We start from the raw sequence: 22379 nt of genomic DNA on the forward strand, positions 1-22379 counted from the left end.
TAACAATAAGTACTGAAGAGGGAACAAACCAACGCATGTCTTCGCTCCCTGCACGGGCCAGAGCAGGGTCGCACTTCAGAAAGCCGAGCGTCATTCCCGGTTTCGGGCTGACGTTCGGCTTCAGTGTTGCCTATCTGACCCTTCTCATTCTCATTCCGCTTGCGGCATTGGTGCTGCGTTCCACCGAAGTCGGGTTTTCCGGCTTCTGGCGCCTCGTCACCGACGCGCGCACATTGAAAGCGCTTGAAACGAGCTTCGGCACCGCCTTCATCGCGGCGCTGGTCAATGTGGTCTTCGGCGTCATCCTCGCCTGGGTTCTGGTGCGTTATCGCTTTCCGGGGCGCCGCTTCGTTGATGCCATCGTCGATATTCCCTTTGCGCTGCCGACGGCAGTGGCCGGTATTGCGCTGGCCGCGATCTATGCGCCGAATGGCTGGATAGGCAGCCTGCTGGCTCCGTTCGGCATTCGCATCGCCTTTTCGCGGGCGGGCATTATCATTGCGCTGATCTTCATCGGTCTGCCGTTCGTGGTGCGCACGGTCCAGCCGATCATGGAGGAAATCAGCCGCGAGGTCGAAGAGGCGGCGGCAACGCTTGGCGCATCCCGGTTTCAGACCATCTGGCGGGTGCTGCTGCCGAGCCTGCAACCCGCCATCCTGACCGGCTTCGCGCTCGCCTTCGCACGCGGCGTCGGCGAATATGGCTCGGTGATCTTCATTGCGGGCAATACGCCTTATGTCTCGGAAATCGCGCCGCTTCTGATCGTGATCAAGCTGGAGGAATATGATTATGCCGGGGCGACGGCGCTCGCCACGGTGATGCTGGCGCTTTCCTTTGCGATGTTGCTTTTCATCAATCTCATCCAGTCGTGGACACGGAGGAAATATGGTCATGGCGAATGAACCTGTCTCTGCCGCTCCTCGCAACAGCCGAAGCGCTGTCACGGAAAGCCCGGCGACGCGCATCACGCTGATCGCTCTGGCGCTGGCATTTCTGGCCCTGTTCCTCATCCTGCCGGTGATAGCGGTTTTCGTGGAAGCCTTCCGCAAGGGGGCAGGCGAATATCTGGCGGCACTGGTCGAGCCGGATGCCTGGGCTGCGATAAGGCTCACCCTCATGGTGGCGGCCATTGCCGTGCCGCTCAATCTGGTCTTCGGCATTGCAGCTGCTTGGGCAATCGCGAAGTTCGAGTTCAAGGGCAAGGCGCTGCTGACGACGCTGATCGATCTGCCGTTTTCCGTGTCGCCGGTCATTTCCGGTCTTGTTTTCGTACTGCTTTTCTCAAGTCACAGCCTGCTTGGGCCGTGGCTGTCACGGCACGGCATCGAGATATTGTTCGCCGTTCCGGGCATCGTGCTGGCGACGGTGTTCGTCACGTTTCCCTTTGTCGCGCGCGAACTGATCCCGCTGATGCAGGAACAGGGAACCGGCGATGAAGAGGCGGCAATTTCGCTCGGCGCCAATGGCTGGCAGACGTTCCGCTATGTGACGCTGCCCAATATCAAATGGGGGCTGCTTTACGGTGTGCTGCTCTGCAATGCCCGTGCAATGGGCGAGTTCGGCGCTGTTTCCGTTGTCTCTGGACATATTCGCGGTCTCACCAATACGATGCCGCTGCATGTGGAAATCCTCTACAACGAATATAACTTCGTCGGTGCATTTGCGGTGGCGTCGCTGCTGGCTTTCCTGGCGTTGTTGACGCTTGCAATCAAGACGGCGCTGGAACTGCGCTATGGCGATGAACTGGCTGGCAGTGGAAACGGGCACTGACACCCAAACTGGCAATTAGCCGCTCGGCGGCAGAAATAAAGCATAGTCCTGCTATGGCAGACGGAAGGATTGGGAATGGAAGTTCGTGTTGCCGGTGTGCGTAAGGAGTTCGCTCGCTTCCCGGCGTTGCATAATGTCTCGCTGGATATTCGTTCCGGCGAGTTGATCGCTTTGCTGGGACCTTCCGGTTCGGGCAAGACCACGCTTTTGCGCCTGATTGCCGGGCTGGAAACGCCGACCGAAGGTACCATCTTCTTCGGCGACGAAGACGCCTCGCAGAAGAGCGTTCAGGAGCGCAATGTCGGCTTCGTCTTTCAGCATTATGCGTTGTTCCGTCATATGACGGTGGCGGACAATATCGGCTTCGGTCTGAAGGTGCGTCCAAGCGCGACACGTCCGTCGAGTGACGATATTCGCAACCGCGCGCTGGAATTGCTCGATCTCGTCCAGCTACAGGGACTGGAGAAGCGCTATCCGGCGCAGCTTTCCGGTGGTCAGCGCCAGCGCGTGGCGCTTGCCCGCGCCATGGCGATTGAACCGAAAGTCCTGCTTCTCGATGAACCGTTTGGCGCGCTTGATGCGCTGGTGCGCAAGGAACTGCGCCGTTGGCTGCGCGAGATTCACGACAAGACCGGCCATACGACCGTTTTCGTGACCCACGATCAGGACGAGGCGCTGGAGCTCGCCGACCGCGTGGTGGTGATGAGCCAGGGGCGTATCGAGCAGGTCGGTACGCCCGACGAAGTCTATGACAATCCGAATTCCCCCGGCGTCTATGGCTTCATCGGCGAGTCCAGCACGCTTCCGGTGCGGGTCGAAAAGGGCGAGATCTGGCTGGTGGATCGCAATATCGGCCTGACAGCCCAGGATGTGGCGGATGGTGACGCGCAGCTCTTCTTCCGTCCGCACGATGTTGAATTGCTGGACGGTTGCGGCGGCTGTATCGCAGGCACGGTGGTGGCGAGCCGTCGCTCGGGCGGCAAGCGGCGTGTCGAACTGGAAGTAGGCGGCGCACGTGAGCGGGTGGAGATCGAAATTCCAGCCGAACATCCGGCCGCGGAAAAGAGTCGCATCGCCTTTCGACCGCGTTACTGGAAGCTTTTTCCTGCCAGTGAAACCGGTTCCGGAACAGGTTCCTGATCGTCACTTTCCGGTGAAGTGAAATATGAGGCCCGGCAGATGCGCGGTGATTCCCGCAGACCTGTCGGGCTTTTCTCTATCGACGGGCGTGGTGGGGCCGCGCTGAAATTTTCTGACACGTTACCTGCGGTAGTATTATTTTTATTTTCAATATGTTAGGGTTGCAGGAAACGGGGTGTTCCATAACGCAACATTAATGGGCGGAAAGAATTGTGCGTTGCGATTCAAACGGTTTGAATATCAGCACATTGCGCCGTCGCATTTTGGCCAAATGCGGTCGACATTCAGGGAACCGATCACGGATACTGCCGTTTCCCTGAAATGAAAATTCGGAATAATGTCAGTATCCACCCGCCGCAGATAACTCATTTCCTTCGGAAAGGCTGTTAAGGCAGATGCCGGAATTGTCTTCTTCGCTCTCCAATTCAACCTCTACCGAGAATAAATCGCCGATGCAGAAACCTTCGATGGAACCCAAATCCAGCGAGCCCGATGCATCGGGCCGGATTCCGCCCGAACAACCTTCCCCCATCCGGGCCTTGTATAAAACCGAGGAAGAGCTTGGCGCGCTTGCCGCTGCCGTGGCGCGGGGCGAAGACATTCCGCTGCCGGGCTATATCGCCTTCCCGTTCGATCAGCGCCTTTCCGAAAACGGCAAGCTGATCCTGCATGCCTATCGCGCCTCCGATGCCGCATCGCGTGCGGGCGAGACCATCACGCCAGCCGCGCAATGGCTGCTCGACAATCATTACCAGATCGACAAGAACGTGCAGCAGGCCCGCCGCGACCTGCCACGCCGCTTCATCCGTCAGCTGCCGCTCTACAAGGCGCCGGTTGAGAAATATGAAGGCATGCCGCGCATTTTCGCGCTGGCCTGGCTTTATGTCGCCCATACGGACAGCAATTTCTCACTGAAGACGCTGACGGCCATCGTCAAGGGTTTCCAGACCGTGGAGCCCCTGAAGATCGGTGAGTTGTGGGCGCTGCCTTCTGCGGTGCGCTATTTCCTGATCGAGAATGCACGCCGTCTGGCGCTGCGCGTCGATCGCGCGCGCATCATGCGCAATCTCGCCAATACGGCCGCCGACCGCATCGTGGTTGCCACCGACGGTGCCGAACTGGATTCGGTTCTGGCGCAATATGCCGATGCCGCCCGCGACAGCACTTTCGCGACCCACCTTCTTTATCGCCTACGCTCGTCCTCGACCGACACCACGGCTGCTGCCAGCTGGCTGGAACGGATTCTGGAGCAGGAAGGCAGCAATCCGGAAGACGCCATCGTTGAGGAACATGCCCGCCAGTCCACCGGCGGCGTCACGATGGGCAACGTCATCCGCAGCCTGAAATCCATCGATGACGTGGACTGGGAGACCTGGTTCGAAACCGTCAACGAGGTTGATGCGATCCTGCGTGACCACAGCGATTTCGAACTTCTGGATTTCCGTTCCCGCAATGCCTATCGCGTGACCATCGAAAAGCTCGCCCGCTATTCGGACATGAGCGAAATCGACATCACATGGGCTGCGCTGAAACTGGCCGAAGACGGACATCGTGCGGAAAAGGCCGGTCATCCGGAAGCCGAGGGCAAGGGCGCAATCGCCTATTACCTGTCCGGCGAAGGGCGCAAGGAGCTGGAAAAGGTCTGTGGCTACAAGGCGCCGTTCGGCGTCAAGGCGCTGCGCTTCTATCGTGGTCTCGGTCTTTGGGGGCTGTTCATCCCGACGGCGATCTTCACGATCCTGATCCTTCTGCTCGTCAATTACTGCATGATCCGCGCCGGTCTTTCGACTGATCTGCGCACGCTGTTCACGCTTCTGGCGATCTTCCCGGCAATGGACGCGTCCTATTCGCTGTTCAATGCGCTGGTGCCGTGGTTTGTCCAGCCGACGCGGCTCATCGGTTTCGAATATAAGGAAGGCTTGCCGGAGGAGGCGCGCACGCTGGTCGCGGTGCCGACCTTCATCACCTCGCGTGATTCCATCGATGAGCAGATTCGCAATCTGGAAGTTCATTATCTCACCAATCCGCGTGGTGAAATCTACTTTGCGCTGGTCAGTGACTGGACCGATGCGAAGCAGGAAATCACCCCTGCGGATATGGAAATCTATGAATATGCGCGCGAGGAAATCGCCAAGCTCAACGAGCATTATACCGGCGACGACCAGCCACGCTTTTTCCTCATGCATCGCCGTCGCCTCTTCAACGAGAAGCAGAATTGCTGGATGGGCTGGGAGCGCAAGCGCGGCAAGCTGCACGAGCTGAACCTGCTGCTGCGCGGTGATCAGGATACGAGCTTTTTCCCGCCGGACGAACGTTTGCCGAAGGAAATCAAATATGTGATGACGCTGGACGCCGACACGCGTCTGACGCCGGAATCCGTCACGCATCTGGCCGGCAAGCTCAGCCATCCTCTGAACCGTCCGATCATCGACGAAAAGACCGGCAAGGTCGTGCGCGGTTACGGCATCCTCCAGCCGCGCGTCACGCCCTCGCTCACCACCGGTGACGAGGCGTCGTTCCTGCAGCGCGTCTTCTCGGTCAATCGCGGTATCGACCCTTACGTCTTCGCCGTGTCCGACACTTATCAGGACCTGCTCGGTGAAGGCACCTTCACCGGCAAGGGACTTTACGACATTGATGCCTTCGAGGCAGCGCTGAAGGGCCGCGTGCCTGAGAACACGCTGCTCAGCCACGATCTTCTCGAAGGCGGCTATTCTCGCGCGGCTCTGGTCAGCGATGTCGAAGTGGTCGAGGATTATCCGACCGGCTACAATGTCGACGTATCGCGTCATCATCGCTGGGCGCGTGGCGACTGGCAGCTTCTACCCTGGCTGTTTTCGACAAGCCGTGGCGTCAGCCACATCACGCGCTGGAAGATGGTCGACAACCTGCGCCGCTCGCTCAATCCGATCCTGTGGCTGATCGCAGCCGTCGTCGGCTGGAGCGTGCTGCCAATCGGGCCTGCTGCCGTCTGGCAGGGCTTCCTCATTCTCTCCATGTTCGTTGCGCCGACATTCGGCATTGTGACCAATCTCATTCCATCGAACATGGACTATTCGCTGAAAGGTCATGCGCAGTCGGTGCTGACTGACATCGCGCTCGGCACGGCCGATGTGGCGCTGCGCACCACCTTCATCGCCCATTCGGCGTTCCTGATGGCGGATGCGATTGTGCGTACCGTCTATCGCCTGTTCGTCTCGCATCGCAATCTTCTGGAATGGCGCACGGCTGCGCAGGCGAGAACCTCGCCCGATACGCTGCTGTTTTATTTCCAGCTGATGTGGCCGGCCATAGCCATTGCGGGTCTGGCGATCTTCATCCCGCTTGCTGCCCAAAGTCATGCGGCAATGATCGCGGCGCCGTTTGCCGTCATCTGGTTTGCCTCGCCGCTGATTGCATGGCTGGTCAGCCGTTCGGCAAAGCCGCAGGACACGCTGGAAGTGCTTTCTTCCGACAAGTCGGACCTGCGCCGCTATGCACGCCGGACCTGGCGTTATTTCGCCGAGTTCGCAAACGAGGAAAACCACCATCTGCCGCCAGACAACTTCCAGGAAGATCCGGCGCCGATTGTCGCGCAGCGCACGTCGCCGACCAATATCGGCGTCTATCTCCTGTCCGTCGTCGCCGCGCGCGATTTCGGCTGGATCGGCTTCGGTGAAACGCTGGACCGCGTTCAAGCCACTGTCGATACGCTTGAGAAGATGGAGAAGTATCAGGGCCATCTCTACAACTGGTACGAGACCAACACGCTGACGCCGATGCGCCCGCTTTATGTCTCTGCGGTGGATAGCGGCAACCTTGCCGGGCATCTGGTCACGCTGTCGTCGGCGCTGGAAGAATGGGCGGAAGCACCATCCGTCTACATGCAGGGCGACCTCGACGGTATTCTTGATGTCAACGACATCCTTGAAGAGACAATCGCGAGAATCCCGGATGATCGCCGGATTCTGCGTCCGCTGCGCCGCCGTCTGGAAGAGCGGATTGCCAATTTCCGCCGCGCCGTGATTTCCATCAAGGATGAGCCGGAAACGGCCTCCTTCCGCACCATCAACCTGTCGCTGTTTGCAACCGACATCGTTCGCCTGATGGACGAACTCGATGGCGAAATCGAAACCCCGGCAAGCGCTGAAGCCGTGGAATGGGCGCGCATTCTCGTCGATACCTGCAAGGCGCATACCGAGGATTCCATCGGCGAGCACGATACGGACGCGCTGCGTGAGCGTTTGCGCTATCTTGCTACCCGTTCGCGCCAGCTCGCATTCGATATGCAGTTCGGTTTCCTTGAACGGAAGGAACGCCGCCTTCTCTCCATCGGTTTCCGTGTGCAGGAAAACGAACTGGACGAAAGCTGCTACGATCTTCTGGCGTCCGAAGCGCGTCTGGCAAGCCTGTTCGCCATCGCCAAGGGCGACGTTCCGGTCGAACATTGGTTCAAGCTTGGCCGTCTTCTGGTGCCCGTGGGCTGGAAGGGCGCTCTGCTCTCCTGGTCCGGCTCGATGTTCGAATATCTGATGCCGCCGCTGGTCATGTCCGAGCCGCTCGGTTCGCTGCTTGACCAGACCAACAAGCTCGTGGTGCAGCGCCAGATCGATTATGCGACCTCGCGCGGTCTGCCATGGGGTATTTCGGAAGCGGCGTTCAATGCGCGCGATGCGCATATGAACTACCAGTATTCCAATTTCGGCGTGCCCAATCTGGGCCTGCAGCGCGGCCTGTCGCGCAATGCGGTTATCGCACCCTATGCGAGCCTGCTCGCCGCGCAGTATCAGCCCGCTGCCGCTGTCGCGAACCTGAAGCGCCTTGCCAAGCTTGGCGCGCTCGGACGCTATGGCTTCCACGATTCGGTGGACTTCACGCCGTCGCGTGTTCGCGAAGGCGAACTCTGTGCTGTGGTGAAGAACTACTACGCCCATCATCATGGCATGGCGATCATCGCGGTCAACAACGTGATCTTTGAAGGCCGGATGCGCGAGCGTTTCCACTCCGATCCGGTGATCGAGGCTGCCGAACTGCTCCTGCAGGAAAAGGCGCCACGCGAAATCCCGATGATCTACGCCAAGACGGAAAATCCGATGCGCGTGGATTCCGGCGGCTTCGACGATGCGCCGATGCGGATTGTCGACAAGCCATTCAAGGCGCCGCGTACCACGCATATGATGTCGAACGGGCAATATGCTCTGATGGTGACGGCAAACGGCTCGGGCTACAGTCGTTGGCACAATTGGGACATTACCCGCTTCCACGCCGATGCGTCGGAAGACCTTCAGGGCACGTTCCTGTTCCTGCGCGACATGGAAAGCGGATACTGGTGGTCGGCAACCGGCGAACCGGTCCGCAACCCGGAAGAGGAAACCAAGACGGTCTTCACCGAAGACAAGGCGGAATTCTACAAGACCGCCGGTGACATCAAGACCGTCATGGAAGTGATCGTGTCGTCGGAATCGGACGGCGAAGGCCGCAGGCTCGACATCATCAACACGTCCGCCCGCGACCGCATGATCGAGGTCACCTCCTATGCGGAACTGGTGCTGACCGACAGCGACAGCGATGCCGCCCATCCGGCCTTTGCCAAGATGTTCGTAGAGACCGAAATCTCCGATAACGGTTCGACCATCTATGCCAAGCGCCGCAAGCGCGCGCCGTCCGATCCGGATATCCACGTCGCGCATTTCGTGACCGATCTTTCCGGCTCGATCCGCGAAACGGAAGTCGAAACTGACCGCCGTGCCTTTGTCGGTCGTGGCCGCAGCTTGCGCGATGCGGCTGCCTTCGATCAGGGTGCCAAGTTCAACGGCAGCCAGGGTTGCGTGCTCGACCCGATCGCTTCGGTGCGTACACGTGTCCGCGTTCCGGCGCATAAAAAGGTGAGCCTCGTTTTCTGGACCTTCGCAGGCGGCAGCCGCGATGCGGTAGAACACGCTGTGGCGCTGCATCGGCATCCGGAAACCTTCGCCCGCGAATATTCGCTGTCATGGACCAGCTCGCAGGTGCAGCTCTACCATATCGGCATCAAGCCTGCCGAAGCTGCCGATTATCAGAAGGTCGCCGCCTATCTGCTCTATCCGGAGCGGACCCTGCGCCAGCCACCGGAAACCATCGCCAGCGGCCTCGGCAAGCAGTCCGACCTTTGGCCAATGTCGATTTCCGGCGACTATCCGATCTTCGCGCTGCGCATCGACAACGAAGCTGATCTCGACGTGTTGCGCGGCGTGCTGCGCGCGCAGGAATACTGGCGCTCGAAGGGCCTAACCGTCGATGTCGTGGCGGTCAACGAGCGTGCCTTCTCCTATGCGCAGGACACACAGCGCGCCATCGACTGGATCGTGGAAGGTTTCCGCGCCCGTGGCGGTGGTCAGCCGCACATCTTCGCGGTGCGCCGCGACCAGATGAGCGACGAAAGCTACAACACGCTGCTCGCCTCGGCGCGCATCGTCATGCATGCGCAGAACGGCTCGCTGGCCGAGCAGCTTCGTCGCAGCGAGGAAATCACCGTCGATCTGGCGGCGCGCGATGCCAAGACTGCCATTGGCGGTCAGGCTTCGGCTCAGATGTCCGCTCAGGGGCTGGGTGCTGCGGGGCTTGCGCCTGTCGCCATCGAACGCGGGACGGAAGAACGCCGTCCTGTGGTCAAGCCTGTAGTAAACCGTCCTGCGCCGTCCGGGGACGATCTTCGTTTCTGGAATGGTTATGGTGGCTTTGCCGAGGACGGCGGCTATGTGGTGCGCGTCAACAACCGCACCAACACGCCGCATCCGTGGATCAATGTGATCGCCAATCCGAATTTCGGGTTCCATGTCTCGGCGGAAGGTTCGGCCTTCACCTGGGCAGGCAACAGCCGCGATTATCAGCTCACCCCATGGGCGAACGACCCGGTCACGAACCGTCCGGGCGAGGCGATCTATATCCTCGACCGTGAAACGGGCCGCACCTTTGCGCCGACGGCAAGTGTGCTGCGCGATGAGGCCGTGACCTATGAAGCGCGTCATGGCCACGGCTATTCGAGCTTCGGGGCACAGCATGGCGAATTGGCACTCGACCTCACCCACATCGTGGATGCGGACAAGCCGGTGCGCCTGTCACGCCTGACCGTCACCAATAACGGGCGTTCCAAGCGCAAGCTGCGCGTCTATGGCTATGTGGAATGGGTGCTGGGCAATGCCCGCTCCAAGAACGTGCCTTTCATTGTACCTTCGCAGGACGAGGAATTGGGCGCACTCTTTGCAGGTAATCCGTATCATCCGGACAAGTCCGGGCAGATCGCTTTCTTTGCAGCAACCGAAAAGCCGCAATCCGTCACTGCCGACCGCAGCGAGTTCATCGGCACCACCGGTTCGGTGGACAAGCCGGAAGTCGTGCTGGCTGGCAAGGCGCTTTCGGGTACGGTCGAAGCAGGCCGCGATCCATGTGCGGCGCTCGCTCTTGATATCGAAGTGGGGCCGGGTGAAGCACGCGAGATCGTCTTCCTGCTCGGCAATGCCGCCGATCAGAGACAGGCGAAGGCGCTGATCGCCGAAACCCGCAAGGTGTCGTTCGGTGACAAGCTTGCTGCTGCCAGACAGCAGTGGGAAGGTCTGTTCGACCGCGTTCAGGTGAAGACGCCGGACCCGGCTTTCGACCTTCTGGTCAACGGCTGGCTGCCCTATCAGGCGATTGCCTGCCGTATATGGGCCCGCGCTGCCTTCTATCAGGCAAGTGGTGCGTTCGGCTTCCGTGATCAGTTGCAGGACACGCTGTCGCTGCTTCTGATCGATCCGACGCTTGCCCGCGCGCAGATACTCAATGCGGCATCGCGCCAGTTCCCGGAAGGCGATGTGCAGCATTGGTGGCTGCCAGCGACCGGGGCGGGCGTCCGCACGCTGATCTCGGACGATGTTGTCTGGCTCGGCTATGGCGCTTCGCTTTATGTCGAGACGACGGGCGACCGCTCGATCCTCGATGAAAAGCTGCCGTTCCTCGAAGGGCGCAAGCTGGAGGAGGGCGAACACGATGCCTTCTATCAGCCGGAAATCTCCGAGCAGACGGCAAGCCTCTATGAGCATTGCGCCCTGGCGCTCGACCTTGCTGTGGAGCGCACCGGCAAGCACGGCCTGCCGCTGATCCTTGGCGGCGACTGGAACGACGGCATGAATCTCGTCGGCGTGAAGGGAGAGGGCGAGAGCGTTTGGCTTGGCTGGTTCCTCGCCTATACGCTCGGTAAATTCATCCCGATTGCTGAAGCGCGCAAGGACAAGAAGCGCGTCGATATCTGGAAAGCACATCTGGAAAGCCTGACCGAAGCGCTCGACCGCGATGGTTGGGATGGCCAGTGGTATCGCCGTGGTTTCTACGACAACGGCGCACCGCTTGGCTCGAAGGACAGTGACGAATGCCAGATCGATGCCATCGCACAGTCGTGGAGCGTGTTGTCCGGCGTTGCCGATCCGAAACGTGCCGAACAGGCGATGGCTTCGCTCGAAAAGTACCTGCTGGATGACGAAGGCGAATTGCTGCGTCTCTTCACGCCGCCTTTCGACAGGACCATTCAGGAGCCGGGCTACATCAAGGGATATCCACCGGGCGTTCGTGAGAATGGCGGCCAGTACACCCACGGTGCGACCTGGGCCATTCTGGCGCTTGCCCGCATGGGCAAGACGGCTGAAGCATGGCGTCTGTTCTCGCTCATCAGCCCGGTCAGCCATGGTCGCAACCCGGATATCTACCGCGTCGAGCCTTATGTGATTGCAGCCGACATCTATTCTGTCGAGCCGCGTCGCGGGCAGGGTGGCTGGACCTGGTACACCGGTTCCGCCGGCTGGTTCTACCGCGTTGCGACGGAGGGTATCCTTGGCGTCACAAAACGCGGCGACCGCCTGCATCTCGACCCGGCCTTGCCGCCGGAATGGGATGGCTATGAAGCCGAGCTCCGCTTTGGCGAAGCGCTCTACCGCGTGAAGGTCGTGGTAGGTGCCCCCAGTGCCAAGGACAAGGTGGTGAAGCTCAACGGTCGCAAGGTCGGCAAGCCGGAAGAGGGTGTGCCGATCAAGCCGGACGGAGAACACGAAATCGTCGTAGAGCTTCCCAAACAGAAGTGAACCGATTAAAAAGGCGGGTGAAAACCCGCCTTTTGCACGACTCGGCGAAGTAAAGCCGGATGTTTGTGCTATCGGAAACATGCTTTTTCTGGAGGCCGTCATGGCCAAGACTGATATTGCGCGCCGCGTCTACAATCACGCATGGAAGCTCGATCCCATCGTCCGCAGCCTTCTGGATACGGACTTCTACAAGCTTCTGATGCTGCAGATGATTTGGGGCCTTTACCCCAAGGTGGACGCAACCTTCTCGCTCATCAACCGCACGACCTCGGTGCGCCTTGCCGATGAGATCGATGAGGGCGAATTGCGTGCGCAGCTCGACCATGCCCGCACGCTGCGCTTCTCCAAGAAGGAAATGATCTGGCTGGCGGGTAACAGTTTCTATGGCCGCAAGCAGATTTTCCAGCCCGAGTTCCTGAACTGGCTGCACGATTTCCAGCTTCCGGAATATGATCTGCGCCGCAAGGACGGCCAGTACGAGCTGCATTTCCATGGACCGTGGTCGCACACGACCATGTGGGAAATTCCCGCACTTGCCATCATCAACGAGCTGCGTTCGCGCGCGGCGATGAAGAACCTTGGACCGTTTTCGCTCGATGTGCTTTATGCGCGCGCCAAGGCGAAGATGTGGAGCAAGGTTGAACGCCTGCGCCAGCTGCCGGGGCTGAAGATTTCCGACTTCGGCACGCGCCGCCGCCATTCCTTCCTGTGGCAGCGCTGGTGCGTCGAAGCGCTGAAGGAAGGCATCGGCGATGCCTTCACCGGCACCAGCAATGTGCTTCTGGCCATGGATACCGATCTTGAAGCACTTGGCACCAATGCGCATGAATTGCCGATGGTGCTGGCAGCTCTTGCCAAGAATGACGAGGAACTGCGCTCAGCCCCCTATCGCGTGCTGCAGGACTGGAACCGTTACTATGGCGGCAATCTTCTGATCGTTCTGCCCGATGCTTTCGGCACGGCTGCCTTCCTGCGCAATGCGCCGGACTGGGTTGCCGACTGGACCGGCTTCCGCCCCGACAGTGCCCCGCCCATCGAAGGCGGCGAGCGCATCATCGAATGGTGGAAGTCACGCGGCAAGGACCCGCGCGAAAAGCTGCTGATCTTTTCCGACGCGCTCGATGTGGATACGATCGAGGAGACTTACCGTCACTTCGAAGGGCGTGTGCGTATGAGCTTCGGCTGGGGCACCAACCTCACCAATGATTTTGCAGGTTGCGCTCCGAAGGAAATCGAAGGGCTGAATGCCATCTCGCTGGTCTGCAAGGTGACGGATGCCAACGGCCATCCTGCGGTCAAGCTTTCCGACAATCCGCAAAAGGCGACCGGCGATCCTAAGGAAGTGGCGCGTTATCTCAAGTTCTTTGGAAATGAGGAGCGGGTGGAGCAGCTCGTCCGCGTGTAACGAGCTGCAACGAGCGATTAAAGCGCGTTTCGATCTGACTGGATCAGATCGGCGCCCTAATCTTTTGTTTTGACGCACATCTTATCCGAAAACCGTTTCACACTTTTCGGGATGCGCTCTATTCCATCAACCGTGCGGTGCCGGAAACGCGGATAGAGCCGCCGCGCTCATTGCCGATCTGGGCGCGCAGATGTGACGGACTGCCCATATCCTCGCCCTGAAAGACTTCGATCTCGCCGCCATGCGGCCAGCCGCTATCACGCAGATAGGCGGCAAAGGCCGCCGTGGCCGCGCCAGTCGCCGGGTCTTCATAAACTCCGCCGGAGGCAAACGGGTTGCGGCTGTGGAAGCGCTTCGGCGTCTCGGAATAGATGAGCAGGATCGTCGTCCAGCCTTGCCGCTTCATCAGGATGCGCCCGCGCGCCATGTCGTAATGCATCGAAGCCAGCTTTTCGCGTGAACGAAGCGGAAGCACGATATGATCCGCCCCGGCATGGATCAGGGCGGGTGCCAGACCGGGTGCCAGATCATCCTGTTCGAAACTGAACAGTGCCAGCGCCTGTTCCACTTCCGCATCATTGGCGGCACGCTGGCGCGTCGGCGGCGATTGCAGGCTGGCCGCAAACAGCTCGCCTTCCTTGCGGCCTTCGACGCTGATATCGCCATTGTTGAGCTTGAGTGCGAAACGTCCATCGCCCATGCGCATGGCCAACGCAGCGCCGAGAGCAATGGTAGCGTGACCGCAGAACGGCACTTCCATTTCCGGTGCAAAATAGCGAACGCGCCAGCTATCGTCCTCCGGTGCAGCAAAGGCGGTTTCGGAAAAGCCCACATCCTTTGCAATTTTCTGCATATCTTGCGGGGAGGGGAGGCGATCGGCGATCAACACTCCAGCGGGATTGCCGCCCTGATTGCCTTGCGAAAAGGCAGCAATGCGCAACACGTCCATGGTTTCTCCTCGCCAGTCTGATTCGTGTCCCGCCCACCCCTATAAAAGGCGTGAAATGTGGCTGGTCAAGCAGTCTGTCGGCTAGCGGAAACTATCAACAGCATAGGTCGTTCCATCTCATCCGACAGTGCCGGCCATGCCGCGATCTGCTCTGGCGATGGATGCCATTCCTCCAGCCGGTTGATGGCAAATCCGGCCTCAATCAGCGCATTGACGGAGGTGCTGAGGCGGCGGTGATATTTAATGACACCCTCTGTCAGCCAATCGGTTCGCCTTTCACCTTCCACTGCATAATGATCGACCGGCCAGCGCTTCTGGCCGTTGCCTTCCTCGATCCAGCCCGGCGTAAGCGGCGCCATGAAGATCGGATGCTCGATCGTGAAAACAAAGCGACCTTCTGGCCGCAAAGCTGCATGGATCGCTTTCAAAAGACGCGGGAAGTCGCGGATATAGTGAAAGGCCAAAGAACTGTAGACGAGATCGAAGCTTGCTTCTGGAAGTTCCAGCCCTTCCATGTCGGCCTGAATGTAGCGAACGGCGTCATCCTGTGTGTCGTGGCGCGCACGTTCGAGCATGTTCTCCGAAAGATCGTAGCCGGTGAGGGAGGCAGCTCCCTGTTCGCGGGCAAAGCGGCAAAACCAGCCGAAACCGCAACCAAGATCGGCAACGTCACGGCCGGTCAGATCAGGCAAAAGCGAACGGACAATTGGCCATTCAGGCGCGCCTTCCAGCCCATGCACGGAACGTGGCAACTGGCTGTAAGCGGCGAAGAAGTCGTCGCGATCATAAATATTCTGGGCCATGGTCTATCGTTCGGTCAGTGCGAGTTTTGCCCCGAGTGCGACGAAGGCGGCAGCAAAGCTGCGGCGCATCCATGCAAGCACAGCGGGGCGCGAGATGATCTGGTTACGGACGGCGGCTGCGAACACACCGTAGAACGCAAACACCACGAATGTCATCGCCATGAAGACGAGAGACAGTTCCACCATGCGGGCAACCGTCCCGCCCTGTTGCGTATTTACGAATTGCGGCAGGAAGGCAAAGAAGAATATCGACAGTTTGGGGTTCAGCAGATTGACCAGAATTGCCGACCAGATGACCTCACGGTCCGAACGCGGCGCGTCGTTGGTTTCGATCTTCAGTGTGCCATGCTCCTTGAGCGTCATCCACGCCATATAGAGCAGATAGGCAACGCCTGCATATTTGATGACCTCGAAAGCAAGTGCGCTGGTATGGAGCAGAGCTGCCAGCCCTGTCACGGCAGCCAGCATATGCGGCACGATGCCGAGCGTGCAGCCGAGCGCGGCAATGACCGAGGCCCGTGCGCCACGGGACAGCCCTGCCGCAAGCGTTACCAGCACGCCAGTGCCGGGGGAGGCGACAATGATGAAGGATGTCAGCAGAAATTCGATGCTCATGATGTTCTGGACTCCTGTTCGGACCTTGTCGGAAAAGGTCGACGCAGGCCGGACGCATCATGTCACGGCTTTGCCTTGCGTCAATCCTTCATCTCATGCGCCCATGGCGGGTTTGCACCTGCACGCGAGACGGTGACGGCAGCAGCCCGGACCCCGAGCGCGACAGCGGAATGAATCTGGTCTTCAGTCAGTTCGGCAAGCGCGTCCTTGTCGAGAAGGCCCTGATTGTGAAGGCTGGCGAGAATGCCCGCATTGACCGTGTCGCCGGCGCCAACGGTGTCAATCACGTCCACTTTCACACCCGGCACGCGCACGGTTGCCTTGGTCGTATAGGCGTCAGCGCCATGCGCGCCCTTGGTAATGACCACCAGTTTCGGTCCGAGCTTCAGCCATTCGGCTGCGATTTCGTCGTGGCTGCCCTTTTCGCCAAACCAGGCGAGATCTTCGTCTGAAAGTTTCACGATATCGGCGAGCGCGATCATGCGCTTCATGCGCGCCAGATGTTTTTCGCGGTTGGTGATGAAGCCAGCACGAATATTCGGGTCGAGGAACATGACCCGCCTTGGTGCCTCACGCGTCATCAGCGCTTCATAGACGCTGCCGCACGGTTCGGAAATCAGGCTGATGCAGCCGAACAGCATGGCGTCGATGGCATCATCGACATAGGGCATGTCGCTCTCGGCCAGCATGCGGCCAGCAGTATTTTCATCATAGAAGGCGTAACGCGCCTGCCCATCGACCAGACGCACGAAAGCCAGTGTCGTTGGTCGATCCGAGATTGCGGCAAAGGAATAATCGACATTGGATCGCGCCAGATTATCGCGCAGTACCTCGCCAAAAAAATCCGACGAAATGCCTGAAAAGAAACCGGTCGGGACTTCGAGGCGTCCAAGCGCGATGGCCGTGTTGAAGACGGAGCCACCTGCGAAAGGCTGGAACGCGGTTTCCCCCGTTGCGGTTTCGCGTGGCAGCATGTCGATCAGGGATTCACCGCAGCAAAGGATCATGAAGGCACAACTCAGTTGTTAAATCGATTGAAACAGACATAACCACAAAAGCGCGAAGAATTTCAATCTCCGCGCTTTGTTAAGATGTCAGACGTGCTGGCCGCCATTGATATGAATTTCCGAACCCGTCACATAGGATGAGGCCTCGGAGCAGAGGAAGTAGATGGTTTCCGCCACTTCCGATGTCTTGCCGAGGCGGCGCATCGGAAGCTGTTCCACCAGCTTGTCGGTTCCCGGTGAAAGGATCGCCGTATCGATTTCTCCCGGTGCAATGGCATTGACGCGGATACCGTAAGGGCCGAAGTCGGAGGCCATTTCGCGGGTCAGGGCAGCAAGTGCGGCCTTCGATGTAGCATAGGCGGTTCCGGCAAAGGGGTGCACGCGGCTCCCCGCGATCGAGGTCACATTGACCACCGAGCCATGTGCAGCCTCGAGTTCCTTGAACAGGCCACGTGCCAGCATGATCGAGGCAAGGAAGTTGACCTGAAATACATCGCGCCAGACCGCCATGGGCGTTTCGATGGAATTCATGCGGCGTCCGCCCTCCGCCTTCGGCGAAATGCCTGCATTGTTGACCAGTGCATGAAGCTTGCTGCCATCGGCTTCGAGACGGCGGCGGATCTCGGCGATTGCCTTGCCAACATCTTCCTGATCGGCGAGGTCGACCTTGATGTGATCTTCCGGACCGGCAGGCCAGGGGCAATTGTCGGAAAAATCCTGTCGCGAGCAGGTGATGACGCGCCACCCGGCCCGCGAAAAACGCTTCACCGTCGCATGACCGATGCCACGGCTGGCACCGGTCAGGACCAGAGTTTTACGTTCGGTATCCGCCTTGGGAGTATCGGAACCGGCAACGTCTGTTTTGGTGACTTGGGACATGGAAACCTCGCTCTCCAATCTTGAATAGACCAAGCCGCTCAAGATTTCGAGGGGAATTAAAGCGCATCACGAAAAGTGTGAAACGGTTTTCGGAAACTGTGCGTGTTAGCGGAAATAGTGAGAGCGTTGATCTGACTTAATCAGATCGAAACGCGCTCGAACAAGCTTGGATTGAAGCTGCTTCACTTGATCGCGAGTAAAGGCCGCCAGTGGCGGCCTCTATTGATGTTACTGTGAATTACCCATGATGATATCGAGCAATGTCGTGGATTTTCCTGGCTGCTGCGGCTGCCCGCCGCCCACGTCGCCTGGCGGCATCGGGCGGTAATTGTCATTGGCATTGGCCGGGTAAGTCGTAGCGCCGGGCTGTTCGGCGAGTGGGCGGCCCGTCTCATTCGACTGCTGGATGCTGTTGCGGGCCGTGGAATCCGGAGCAGGTGGCCAATAGCCGTCATCACCATTAGCCGCCATCGGCTGATTGCCATAGGAATCCTGCGGCATCATGCCGGGATCGTAAGGCGCATTCGGATCGATGCCGTCGCTGCCACCGGGAACGACGTTCTGGATATCGTAATGGCCGGGAAGCTCGGCAACCGGCACGCCCTTATGTGCTTCCTTCATGAAGTTTTTCCAGGCGGCGACCGGTAGGGTCGAACCGAACACGCGCTTCATGCCCTTGCCGTCATCATTGCCGAACCATACACCGGTTGTGAGGTTGGCCGTATAGCCGACAAACCACGCATCGCGGAAATTCTGGCTGGTACCGGTCTTGCCTGCAGCGGGCCAGCCGAAGGCGGCGCGCTTTGCCGTCCCGTCTTCCACCGTGCGCCGCAGCATGGCGTTCATCATGCCGACATTGCGTTCATCGATGACACGCGGGCCAACGCCATCTTCCTTCTGATAAAGAACCTTGCCGTCGGAATCCGTCACCTTGGTGATGAAATAGACCGGCGCGCGATAGCCGCCATTGGCAAAAGGCACATAGGCATCGGTCAGTTCCAACAGGGTCACTTCCGACGTGCCGAGTGCCAGCGAGGCATTGGCTTCGAGTTTGGACTGAACGCCGAGCCGATGGGCCGTGTCGATCACGGTCTGTGGGCCGACTTCCATCACGAGCTGCGCGGCAACGGAATTCAGTGAATGAGAAAGGGCGGTAGCCAGCGTCACCTGTCCCATATATTTGCCGTTATCGTTGCTCGGCGTCCATTTGCCGATACGAACCGGAGCATCGTTGCGTACCGAGTCCGGTGTCCGCCCCTGTTCGAGCGCTGTCAGATAGACGAAGGGCTTGAAGGATGATGCAGGTTGGCGGTGAGCATCGGTGACACGGTCGAACTGGCTTGTGGCATAATCGACGCCGCCGACCATGGCGCGCACTGCGCCGGTACTGTCAATGGAAACGAGCGCACCCTGACTGGCGTTCATCTTTGTGCCGCTCTGGGAAATCTGGTCCTTGATCGCCTCTTCACCTGCGCGCTGCAGGTTCAGATCGATGGTGGTCTGGACGGTGATGTCTTCCTTCGCTTCACCGATCAGCTCGGGTAGTTCCGCCACAACCTTGTCGGCAACGTAGTTTTCCGAGCCCTGCCAATAGGATGGCGCACGCGTCATCGGTTCGCTTTCGGCGATGGCCATCTGGCTGTCATCGATCATGCCTTCCTCGCGCATGGCGCCCAGCACCAGCTTGGCACGTGCGGCGGCGGCTTCCGGATCGCGGGCAGGCGACAGGCGCGATGGTGCCTTCAGAAGACCGGCAAGGGTTGCCGCTTCCATCAGGTTCACATCCTTGGCGGGCTTGCTGAAATAACGCCGGGAGGCCGCATCAACACCGAAAGCGCCGGAACCGAGATAGACCCGGTTCAGATACATCTCGAGAATCTGGTCCTTGGTGTATTTGTGCTCAAGCCAGAGCGCGAGCATGACTTCCTGCACCTTGCGCTCAAGCGTGCGGTCGGGAGAAAGAAACAGGTTCTTGGCAAGCTGCTGGGTCAGCGTTGATCCGCCCTGAACGGCGCGGCCCGAAACAACGTTGGTTACTACTGCGCGGGCAAGGCCGATGGGGTCAATGCCGAAATGCGAATAGAAGCGGCGATCCTCGATAGCGATGACGGCCTTCGGGATAAAGGGCGACATTTCATGCAAGCCCACGGCCTCGCCGCCGGTAGTCCCGCGATTGGCGATCAGGTTTCCGTTGACGTCAACGATACGCACATTCGGTGGACGATCAGGAATGGCCCAATCCGTCGTCGGCGGCATCTTGGCCGCGAAATAGACCAGCATGCCTGCAAAGGCGATACCGCCCCAGAGGCCAAGTACGAGGCACCAGTAGATCGAGCGGCGCAGAAAGCCGAAAAAGCCACGCGGCTTCTTCTTGCCACGTCGTGAAGCGCGTGGTTCCGGTTCTTCTGATTGCCTGCGTCGGCGCTGCTGTGAGCGTGCCATGCGATCCTCCTCGTCGACGCGAAAAACCTCGTCATCTTTTTTCTCTTCGCCACCGAAGGAAGGTTCGATGCGCCGGTTTTTATCGTCACGCGATGTCATGTCAGCCTGGATCCGCCCACCCGTTTGCCGGTCCAATCGTGATGTGGACCGGTCATTCTGAATAATGTCTGCGTGCTTTACGGGATTTTGTGCCGCAAAAGCAAATAAGGGCCTAATCCGGTGCAGGGTAAATGCGGCAGTTTAAAGGGACGTAAATCGTTCACACACAAAAAAGGCTCCGCGGGGGCGGAGCCTTTTCTCAGTTATAAGCCCGATTATGTGCTTATCCCAGGGCGACGAAATGCTAACGCATCATGCCCTGAAAATGCTCAATCGCCGCACAGGCTTAACCAAACGCGATGAGCCAAACTCATCGAGTTTGGTATTAGAACTTGTAAGCAACACCGAGGCGGATATCGTTGGTCTTGAACGAACCGCGTGTCGCGGTGTTGCCAAGGTCGAAATCCTTGTTGCCGAAATCGGTATAGCGATATTCGAGGCGCAGAAGGACATTGTCGGTCGCAGCGTAGTCAACGCCGGTACCAACAGTCCAGCCGGTCAGGGTCTTGTCGTTGTTATAGTCGCTGCCGCCGACATTGAGCGAGTTCTTCACGCCGCCGAAAGCAACGCCACCGGCGATGTAGGGCATGAAGCGGTCAACGGCATAACCAGCGCGTGCGCGAACAGCGCCCGACCACTGCAGCTTCGTTTCAGCTGAAGTCTGAACAGCGTTGCTGTTCGAAATATAGTCGTGCGACTTCTTCAGGTCGTTGTAGTCGAAGTTGCCGTCAACGCCGAGAATGACGTTGTTGCCCATGTCGAAGTTATAGCCAGCATAGACGCCACCGATGAAGCCGTTCGGCTTGAACTCGTTGGACTGATCCGTGGACTTGTCGTCAAGCTTGGCGCGGCCCCAGCCCCAGCCAATCTCACCACCGATATAAGCGCCGCCCCATGAGAAGGCGGGAGCTGCCATTGGGGCAGGTTCCTGCGAAACGATTGCGTCGGCTGCATAAGCACCGGTGCTGGCGACGACTGCGAGCAGGGAAGCGCCAAGTAGAATTCTGAACTTCATCGAAAACTCCTATAAAATATGTTCGATATGGATTTTCAAATAGTATTTCTATGCCATGATGTATGTAACATTATGGCAACATAAATATAGTTTAGAAATAACTTAATATACAATTTGTTATTATTCAATTTTTGCTTTACTAAAAAGCAAACTACGAATGTTTTTCGTTCTATGTATTTTAGTTATAAATAAATTTCATCCAAATAAATTCAGGCCTATGCCAACGAAAAAAAGGCCCCGCGATGCGGAGCCTTTTCAGATATGTTTTCAACCAGAATTAGAACTTGTATGCGACGCCGAGGCGAACTTCGTTCGTCTTGAAGTCCTGATTGACATTCAGGCCGCCAAACTCAATGTCCTTATCGCCATAGTCGGTGTAGCGATATTCGAGGCGAACGATCAGGTTGTCGGTTGCGGCATAGTCAACGCCGGCGCCTGCAGTCCAGCCGGTAAGCGTCTTGCTTTCGGAGAAGCTGCCGATACCGTCAATGCTGCCGCTGTTTTTGATGTTGCCGAATGCAACACCACCGGCGAGGTAGGGCATGAAGCGATCAACCGCATAACCGACACGTGCGCGAACGGCGCCGGACCAGCGAAGCTTGGTTTCGAAATCGCCAACTGCGAGGTCGCCGCTGTAGACATCGATGTCCTTGGAAACATCGTTGTAGGTCACGTCGCCGTCGATACCGAGAACGATGCTGTTGCCGAGATCGAAGTTGTAACCGGCATAGATGCCGCCGAGGAAGCCATCCGGCTTGACGTTGCCAAAGCTATAGACGTCGCCGCTGAAATCGGACTTGCCCCAGCCGTAGCCGATCTGGCCACCGATGTAAGCACCGCTCCAGGTAAAGGTTGGTGCAACCACAACCGGAACTGGTTCCTGCTCGATGACAGCGTCGGCAGCCTTTGCGCCTGTAGCGGCCACAAGGGCAACAGTCGATGCAAGAAGAAGGGCCTTGAGCTTCATGATAAACCTCCTGAAGGAAAGTCTCAGAACCAATATTTGTCCCTAATATAAGCGATTGCTGTCAAAAGTCTGTAGCAAACGAGACACATCAAGGGGAATGTCGCCAGAGCGGTACACGTTAGCGTGAGCACCCTGTGAGGAGTCTTGATGTCGTCAGGCGCAATATGGCGCAGACACGCGCAAGTTATACCGGATGTAATTCCGCCGTTGTCGCGTT

The 22379-nt window shown here is 58.7% G+C and carries 13 protein-coding genes; 5 read left to right on the forward strand and 8 right to left on the reverse strand.

Annotated features, from left to right (window positions below):
* The first annotated feature begins 35 nt into the window (after nt 1–35).
* The 5 genes from cysT (at nt 36) to pncB (ending at nt 13386) form a co-directional block, all read left to right on the forward strand.
* Entirely contained in the window at nt 36–902 is an 867-nt protein-coding gene (cysT, locus tag OANT_RS00615) for a sulfate ABC transporter permease subunit CysT (protein ID WP_011982338.1), read from the forward strand.
* On the forward strand, nt 892–1770 hold the full coding sequence (cysW, locus tag OANT_RS00620) for a sulfate ABC transporter permease subunit CysW (protein WP_010657958.1): 879 nt from the start codon (nt 892–894) through the stop codon (nt 1768–1770). The genes cysT and cysW overlap by 11 nt, the downstream gene beginning before the upstream one ends.
* A gap of 75 nt (nt 1771–1845) precedes the next feature.
* Nucleotides 1846–2910: a sulfate/molybdate ABC transporter ATP-binding protein gene (locus OANT_RS00625; RefSeq protein WP_011982340.1), complete on the forward strand. Its 1065-nt coding sequence runs from the start codon at nt 1846–1848 to the stop codon at nt 2908–2910.
* A gap of 395 nt (nt 2911–3305) precedes the next feature.
* The gene (locus tag OANT_RS00630; protein ID WP_040129016.1) at nt 3306–11981 is read left to right on the forward strand and encodes a glycoside hydrolase family 94 protein; all 8676 of its coding nucleotides are present in this window, start codon (nt 3306–3308) and stop codon (nt 11979–11981) included.
* A 100-nt stretch (nt 11982–12081) separates the two neighbouring features.
* Nucleotides 12082–13386 (forward strand): nicotinate phosphoribosyltransferase, encoded by a 1305-nt coding sequence (pncB, locus tag OANT_RS00635; RefSeq protein ID WP_010657961.1) that lies wholly within the window; start codon nt 12082–12084, stop codon nt 13384–13386.
* 118 nt (nt 13387–13504) lie between these two features.
* On the opposite strand, the gene OANT_RS00640 is transcribed toward pncB, so the two are convergent.
* The 8 genes from OANT_RS00640 to OANT_RS00675 form a co-directional block, all read right to left on the reverse strand.
* Nucleotides 13505–14335, reverse strand: a complete 831-nt coding sequence (locus OANT_RS00640; protein WP_011982342.1) for a PhzF family phenazine biosynthesis protein — start codon at nt 14333–14335, stop codon at nt 13505–13507.
* A gap of 65 nt (nt 14336–14400) precedes the next feature.
* Nucleotides 14401–15138, reverse strand: coding sequence for a class I SAM-dependent methyltransferase (locus OANT_RS00645; RefSeq protein WP_011982343.1), 738 nt, complete (start codon nt 15136–15138; stop codon nt 14401–14403).
* 3 nt (nt 15139–15141) lie between these two features.
* The gene (locus OANT_RS00650) at nt 15142–15753 is read right to left on the reverse strand and encodes a LysE family translocator (protein WP_010657964.1); all 612 of its coding nucleotides are present in this window, start codon (nt 15751–15753) and stop codon (nt 15142–15144) included.
* 80 nt (nt 15754–15833) lie between these two features.
* A complete protein-coding gene (locus tag OANT_RS00655; RefSeq protein ID WP_011982344.1) occupies nt 15834–16760 on the reverse strand; it encodes a carbohydrate kinase family protein in 927 nt (308 codons plus the stop codon).
* Nucleotides 16761–16847: 87 nt separating this feature from the next.
* Nucleotides 16848–17639: an SDR family NAD(P)-dependent oxidoreductase gene (locus OANT_RS00660; RefSeq protein ID WP_010657966.1), complete on the reverse strand. Its 792-nt coding sequence runs from the start codon at nt 17637–17639 to the stop codon at nt 16848–16850.
* Nucleotides 17640–17867: 228 nt separating this feature from the next.
* A complete protein-coding gene (locus OANT_RS00665; RefSeq protein ID WP_011982345.1) occupies nt 17868–20180 on the reverse strand; it encodes a transglycosylase domain-containing protein in 2313 nt (770 codons plus the stop codon).
* A gap of 325 nt (nt 20181–20505) precedes the next feature.
* Entirely contained in the window at nt 20506–21195 is a 690-nt protein-coding gene (locus OANT_RS00670) for an outer membrane protein (RefSeq protein WP_011982346.1), read from the reverse strand.
* A 277-nt stretch (nt 21196–21472) separates the two neighbouring features.
* The gene (locus tag OANT_RS00675) at nt 21473–22162 is read right to left on the reverse strand and encodes an outer membrane protein (protein WP_010657969.1); all 690 of its coding nucleotides are present in this window, start codon (nt 22160–22162) and stop codon (nt 21473–21475) included.
* Nucleotides 22163–22379: the final 217 nt, after the last annotated feature.

Origin of the sequence: Brucella anthropi ATCC 49188, from assembly GCF_000017405.1 — a bacterium.
Taxonomy (GTDB): Bacteria; Pseudomonadota; Alphaproteobacteria; order Rhizobiales; family Rhizobiaceae; genus Brucella; species Brucella anthropi.

Bases quoted from the DNA above. Each gene is read 5' to 3' on its own strand.
- cysT (WP_011982338.1), top strand. From the start codon at position 36: ATGTCTTCGCTCCCTGCACGGGCCAGAGCAGGGTCGCACTTCAGAAAG.
- cysW (WP_010657958.1), top strand. From the start codon at position 892: ATGGCGAATGAACCTGTCTCTGCCGCTCCTCGCAACAGCCGAAGCGCT.
- OANT_RS00625 (WP_011982340.1), top strand. From the start codon at position 1,846: ATGGAAGTTCGTGTTGCCGGTGTGCGTAAGGAGTTCGCTCGCTTCCCG.
- OANT_RS00630 (WP_040129016.1), top strand. From the start codon at position 3,306: ATGCCGGAATTGTCTTCTTCGCTCTCCAATTCAACCTCTACCGAGAAT.
- pncB (WP_010657961.1), top strand. From the start codon at position 12,082: ATGGCCAAGACTGATATTGCGCGCCGCGTCTACAATCACGCATGGAAG.
- OANT_RS00640 (WP_011982342.1), bottom strand. From the start codon at position 14,335: ATGGACGTGTTGCGCATTGCTGCCTTTTCGCAAGGCAATCAGGGCGGC.
- OANT_RS00645 (WP_011982343.1), bottom strand. From the start codon at position 15,138: ATGGCCCAGAATATTTATGATCGCGACGACTTCTTCGCCGCTTACAGC.
- OANT_RS00650 (WP_010657964.1), bottom strand. From the start codon at position 15,753: ATGAGCATCGAATTTCTGCTGACATCCTTCATCATTGTCGCCTCCCCC.
- OANT_RS00655 (WP_011982344.1), bottom strand. From the start codon at position 16,760: ATGATCCTTTGCTGCGGTGAATCCCTGATCGACATGCTGCCACGCGAA.
- OANT_RS00660 (WP_010657966.1), bottom strand. From the start codon at position 17,639: ATGTCCCAAGTCACCAAAACAGACGTTGCCGGTTCCGATACTCCCAAG.
- OANT_RS00665 (WP_011982345.1), bottom strand. From the start codon at position 20,180: ATGACATCGCGTGACGATAAAAACCGGCGCATCGAACCTTCCTTCGGT.
- OANT_RS00670 (WP_011982346.1), bottom strand. From the start codon at position 21,195: ATGAAGTTCAGAATTCTACTTGGCGCTTCCCTGCTCGCAGTCGTCGCC.
- OANT_RS00675 (WP_010657969.1), bottom strand. From the start codon at position 22,162: ATGAAGCTCAAGGCCCTTCTTCTTGCATCGACTGTTGCCCTTGTGGCC.